This window comes from Veillonella dispar (assembly GCF_937975875.1).
Taxonomy (GTDB): domain Bacteria; phylum Bacillota; class Negativicutes; order Veillonellales; family Veillonellaceae; genus Veillonella; species Veillonella dispar_B.
Window position 1 is genome coordinate 22,239 of the sequence record NZ_CALJSP010000048.1, and the last position, 6,000, is coordinate 28,238.

A 6,000-nucleotide genomic window follows, 5' to 3' on the forward strand; every position below is an offset into this window, starting at 1 on the left:
TGAAGTTGCTGAAAAGATAAATGATGAAATTGAAAATAGATATTGTAAAAGGTTAACAAAATAGGTTAAAAAGATGGACCGATTTCTCAATATTGTTGTTTAAATGATAATAACTGGTTAATACCTCTTCTACCCTATGTTTAGATGGTGTTTTAGGAAATATATCTGTTTAAATGAGAATTAATTGAGAATATGCTATAATATAAAGGAAAATGGTTTAAATATTTCGCTTATATGGTCGTTTTATTAGTTTTCATATATAAACTTATATAAAATAGATCAAAAACGGCGTAGAACGCAAATTTTTGAGTTTTATAGCCTTTGAAATAAGAAATACTATTCTTATAACTTATATATTGTTAATTATCTGGATTTGTTTGTATGATCTACCATATGACATGAGATTTTCTAACTACATGTCGATTACTTTCACTATCATATAAATATTGAATAATTCATTAGGAGCACTTATGAAAGAAAAATACGATGTGCCTATTGCGTCTGAGTTTGAATTTGTTTCATATATGATGGAGCAAATGAGCGAATTTGGTTTGCCTTGCACGGAAGAGCAAGCAAAAGACTTTTATGTGTATTATGCGCGCATGATTGAAACAAATAAATATCTAAACCTCACGGGGATTACAGACATGAAAGAGGTTGTGGTTAAACACATGATCGACTCCCTCTCCTGCTATGACCCACATATCATTAAATCTGGTATGTCCATTATTGACGTTGGTACTGGAGCTGGTTTCCCGGGCATTCCATTGGCCATCTACGACCGTAGTCTAAAGGTTACGTTGTTTGATTCTTTGAAAAAACGTCTTACCTTCCTTGAATCCATTATGGATGAGCTACAATTGACGAACTGTACTACTTTACATGGCCGTGCAGAGGATCTTAGTCATCAAGATTACCGTGAAAGCTTCGATATTGCTACGAGCCGTGCAGTAGCGAGATTACCTATTCTGTTAGAATGGACTGTACCATATGTAAAAGAAGGTGGCTACGTTATTGCTTTAAAAGGCGCCATCTACGAAGAAGAAGTGGGAGAATCTAATAAAGCCCTTAGCACATTGAAAGCAAAGATTGAAGAAGTACGCACTGTTACACTTCCAACCTTGGATGATAAACGAGCAATCCTGTACATTAAGAAAACAGGTAAAACACCTAAACAATACCCACGTAAACCAAAAGAAATTAAAGATAAGCCATTAATCTAATGTATGAATAAAGGATGCAAATCTATGATTTGCATCCTTTTTCTTTTTCTCTAGGCTTATTAAATAAAATAAACACCTTTCCCTAAGGACGACTTAGCTCGCTTTGGAGGCCGTGGGAAAGGTGTTCTATAATCATTTTATGACGTCTTATACGTGGTCAATGATGTGTAATGTTGTATCGATATCGTTTAAAGGCATAATATGTACGCCTGCAGCGATTTTTTTGATTTGTTCCAATGTTTCGATAGCGATTTCTGTACCCGCTTCTTTACCGCCCTTTTCTACGCGGTCTAGGATTTCTTGTGTAAGGTTGATCCCAGGCACTTTTTCGTGTAGATATGTGGCCATTTTGAAGCTTTTAAGTGGAATTAAACCAAGCATAATAGGTACATCGAATTCAGACATTTTATCGATGTAGCGTTTTGCTTGTTCTAAATCGTAAATTGGTTGTGTTTGTACGAAATGCGCACCATTTTTAATTTTAGCAGCCAATTTTTGACGTTCAATTTCTAAATCTGGCGCACCAGGGTTACCAGTAGCACCGATGTAGAAGTTTGTAGGCTCGTCTAAGTCATTACCTGCCAAGTCTTTGCCAGAATTCAAAGTTTTAGCGATGTTAAGTAAGCCCATGCAGTCTACTTCGAATACGGATTGTGCAAATGGATGGTCCCCATTATCTGGTTTGTCACCAGTAAGGGTTAAGATATTATTTACGCCAAGTGCTGCAGCGCCAAGTAATTCGGATTGCAAGCCGATGATGTTACGGTCGCGACATGTAAGGTGAAAGATAGTTTCGATATCTTTATTGTGTTGTAACAAATAAGACAAGGAAATTGGGCTCATACGCATTTTTGACATAGGGCTGTCAGCGATGTTGATAGCGTCAACCTTACCCTTTAAACGAGCTGCTTGGTCGAATACTTTTTGAGCAGAACTGCTCTTTGGTGGGTCTAATTCAACAGTGATGGTGAATTTCCCTTGTTGATGTTTCTCTCTTAATGTCATCATATACCTCTTGATCTATACATATGGTGAAAGCTAATCTTGTTTACTCTTTTAAGTGGTTTTCACCATCAAAATAAGTTTTTAAGATGAGCTTTCACCTTGTTTTGTGTCATGTAAATTAGAAATTATTTTTCTAATGTTTCAAAGTAATCATTTGCGTGGTTAACGGCAGCGATACCGTCTTTAGCGTAGATGTCTGCGCCCGCTTGGTCTGCGTAGTCTTGAGATACTACAGCACCACCAACCATGACCTTAGTTTTAAGGCCTGCAGCGCGGATAGCAGCGATAGTATTGTCGATTTGAGGCATTGTAGTAGTCATCAAGGAACAAATACCAACGAGAGCCGCCTTATTGTCTTTAATCGCTTGAACGATGACTTCTGGATCAACGTCCTTGCCAAGGTCAACGATTTTGTAACCATTGTTTTCAAGCAAGGCTGCTACGATATTTTTACCTAAATCGTGGATATCGCCTTTAACAGTAGCTACAACGACTGTACCTTTATCTAAGCTTTCACTAGCAGGAATGATTTCTTTAATTGTGTTGAAAGCAGCTTGCATTGTTTCAGCAGCGAGCATTACTTGTGGCAAGAATAATTTACCAGAACCAAATTTATCCCCTACTACGTTCATCGCTTCAGATAAGCCTTTTTTCGTAATATCTAATGGGTCCATGCCGTCAGCTAACGCTTTTTTTACAAGATCAACAATGGCTTCTTTTTCGCCTTGTTCTACGCAAGCACGGATATTCGCCAATGGATCATTGCTGTCGAAGGATTTCTTTTCAGGACCTTTTGGAGCAGCATTACCAGGTGCACTTGTTTCGTCTTCGTAGCCGTATTCTTTGATGAACTCTGCAGAACCTGGATCCCAGCCTAATAGTGTTGTACTAGATACGAACGCTTTTTTAGCTGGATAGTTTAATGGGTTCATAATTGGTGTAGTTAAGCCACATGCCAAAGCCATTGTTAAGAATTGGCCGTTCAAGTAAGGTCGTTGAGGCATACCGAAGGAGATGTTAGACAAGCCCATTACTGTTGGGAAGCCAAATTTCTCTTTGTATAACTGTAATGTACGCAATGTTTGGCGTGCACTATCTTCACCGCTAGCAAGTGTTAATACCAATGGGTCAAGTAATAAGTCATGTGGTTGAAGACCATAACCATAAGCGCGATTTACGATGCTTTCAGCTAAAGCAACGCGGTCCTCTGCTTTTTCAGGCAAATCACCACTGCAGATTGGCAAGCAAAGTAAAGCTGCACCATAGCGTTTAGCCAAAGGCATAACGTGAGTGATGGACTCTTCTTCCCCATTTACGGAGTTGATAAGAGCGCGGCCTGGGTAGTTTTTAAGAGCTACTTCCATAGCTGCTGGATCCAATGTGTCGATGGATAATGGAGTTTCAACGAGCATGGATAATTCGAAGATAGCACGTTCCATCAATGGAGTTTGGTCCATACCAGCTACGCCCATGTTTACGTCGAGGATGTCTGCACCCGCTTCTACTTGGTCCAAAGCATCGCGTTTTACGCGGATGAAAGAGCCATCGCGTAACTCTTGAGCAAGAACTTTACGGCCTGTAGGGTTGATACGTTCACCAATGATAAGAGGTTTTGTATTGTGACCTAATTCTAACAATTTAGTACGGCTCGTAATGATTGTTTTAGGTTCTACGTGAGCACGTTCTTTAGGTGTATGTGCTTTTACAGCGTCAGAAATTGCTTGAATATGAGCTGGTGTCGTACCACAGCAGCCGCCTACATAGCTGGCACCTGCATCTACGATTGGAAGCATCAATGGACCCATTTCTTCTGCTGTAAGTGGGAATACAGTTTGTTTATTAATTAATTGAGGCATACCTGCATTTGGTTGGCAGATAATTGGCAAGTTTGTTACGCTTGCAATTTCCTCAATAAGAGGTGTGATTTGTTCAGGTCCAAGGGAACAGTTAATACCGATAATATCAGCACCCATAGCCTCTACGATAGTAGTTGCAACTGCTGGTGGTGTACCTGTAATAGTACGACCGTCTTCACTGAAAGAAAATTGACAGATGATTTGTACATCTTCTTTTGTCTTTCCTGCTGCTTCACGAGCATCAAGAGATGCTAATAAAGCGGCGCGCATTTCTTGTACGTCGATGATAGTTTCAATGATAATGAAATCTACGCCACCTTCGATCAATGCTTCAGCTTGTTCGCGGTATGTGTCATAAATAGAGTCAAAGCTCATGTTGCCCAATGGTTGTAAGAAACGACCTGTAGGACCCATAGAACCAGCTACACGAGCAGATGGTTTAAACTCTGCAATAGCATCTTTTGCTACCTTTACAGCGGCAATATTAATTTCTCTTACACGATCTTGTAAGTCGTAATCTTCTAATTTGAGACCACAAGCACCGAATGTATTTGTTGTGATAACATCACTGCCGTGTTGTAAGTATTGAGCGTGAATATTCTTTACTACTTCTGGTTTTTCTACGTTAAATAATTCTGGACAATAGCCCTCTTCTAAGCCTGCAGCTTGAAGCATTGTGCCCATAGCACCGTCAAATATATACATAAACATCTTCCTTTATCATCCTAAATTTTATAATGTTTCACGTGAAACATTATTCTGTTGGTTGGCCTTTCATAGCGATACCAGAGGCTTCGGCTGTTGTTTTGTTACAGCCCTCTTCGCCTTCGTTATTAGACGTTACAGTCGCCTTTTCTGGTAGTTTACGAGATGCACAATCCTTTTGAGAACAAGATGTGCAACCACGTTTTGTTTTGATGTCTTCGTTAGCTGGCATCAAACCAATGATAGCTGTTACAGACTTACGTGGGAACAATAAATAATTCTCTGTTACTTGTAAGCCAATCATCTCTGTTTTGATGATTTTAGCTAGTTGTGGTTGAATTTCTAATGGCCAGTTACCATAGCCAGGGCTAAAGCGCCATGTTGGTTTATAGCCTTGCTTTTTAGCAATTGTATTGATAACTTCATTTACTTGATCTGCTACTTGTTCTACTGCTGTTGTAGCCGCTGCATCAAGCAATAAACCTACAGTGTAGTTACCTTGTTTGAATAACTGTTCACTGCGAATTTCTACATCTTCACCTACTGTTACGCCTAATACATAGACCTTTGTAGACTTTTCTAGATGTTTTTCAATGATGGAACCTTCGATTTTAAGCGGTGGATTGCTCAAAATTGTCTTTGTTTCAGCATCATAATCATATTCTTGATATACACCTTTAGGTGTAGCTAATAACTGGATTTCTTTACATGCTTCGTCTACGTAATTTTGAGGAAAATCCTCTGCATGACGAAGTCCTGCGTATCGTTTTACTTCTGCTTTATCGATGGCAGGAAGCATTCCGTTATAAATGGGCATGGAAACGCCTCCTTTTCAAAATAAAAAGCTCTGCGTATCCGTAGAGCGTGTACTTAATATTAGTATATTGTTTATAGATTAAATCAATCTTTATAATGATCTTTTTCATGCCTATAAATATAATTACTATCTATTTAATAGTATATAGATATCACCAATGCCTGTCAAAGCATATAGGGCCTGTATTCTCATATAATTTAGTAGTATATAGATATAGTTTGAAGTTATATCAAAATGCTTTTTAGACACAAAAGTTATTGACGATAAAGTTTTTATGTATTTAATGTTAACTTTAATGTTTCACGTGAAACAATTTGTTAAATATGATCTGATTATATGTTGTTAAGCGGACCGTCTGGCGCGGGCATTCTACCCGGCCATCCTTGCCTGCTGG

4 protein-coding genes are annotated in these 6,000 nt (G+C 38.7%); 1 reads left to right on the plus strand and 3 read right to left on the minus strand.

Annotated features, from left to right (window positions below):
* The first annotated feature begins 470 nt into the window (after positions 1-470).
* Positions 471-1,223, plus strand: coding sequence for a 16S rRNA (guanine(527)-N(7))-methyltransferase RsmG (rsmG, locus tag Q7P05_RS02490; RefSeq protein WP_303930257.1), 753 nt, complete (start codon positions 471-473; stop codon positions 1,221-1,223).
* A 147-nt stretch (positions 1,224-1,370) separates the two neighbouring features.
* Here rsmG and Q7P05_RS02495 read toward each other — a convergent pair whose 3' ends face one another.
* The 3 genes from Q7P05_RS02495 to Q7P05_RS02505 form a co-directional block, all read right to left on the minus strand.
* Positions 1,371-2,228, minus strand: a complete 858-nt coding sequence (locus Q7P05_RS02495; RefSeq protein ID WP_024063815.1) for a methylenetetrahydrofolate reductase — start codon at positions 2,226-2,228, stop codon at positions 1,371-1,373.
* Between the two features lie 125 nt (positions 2,229-2,353).
* Positions 2,354-4,789, minus strand: a complete 2,436-nt coding sequence (locus Q7P05_RS02500; RefSeq protein ID WP_039968822.1) for a homocysteine S-methyltransferase family protein — start codon at positions 4,787-4,789, stop codon at positions 2,354-2,356.
* 49 nt (positions 4,790-4,838) lie between these two features.
* Positions 4,839-5,606 carry a methionine synthase gene (locus Q7P05_RS02505; RefSeq protein WP_060924860.1) on the minus strand — a complete coding sequence of 256 codons (768 nt, stop codon included), beginning with the start codon at positions 5,604-5,606 and terminating at the stop codon, positions 4,839-4,841.
* Between the last annotated feature and the right edge of the window lie 394 nt (positions 5,607-6,000).

Bases quoted from the DNA above. Each gene is read 5' to 3' on its own strand.
- Q7P05_RS02500 (WP_039968822.1), bottom strand. From the start codon at position 4,789: ATGTATATATTTGACGGTGCTATGGGCACAATGCTTCAAGCTGCAGGC.
- Q7P05_RS02495 (WP_024063815.1), bottom strand. From the start codon at position 2,228: ATGACATTAAGAGAGAAACATCAACAAGGGAAATTCACCATCACTGTT.
- Q7P05_RS02505 (WP_060924860.1), bottom strand. From the start codon at position 5,606: ATGCCCATTTATAACGGAATGCTTCCTGCCATCGATAAAGCAGAAGTA.
- rsmG (WP_303930257.1), top strand. From the start codon at position 471: ATGAAAGAAAAATACGATGTGCCTATTGCGTCTGAGTTTGAATTTGTT.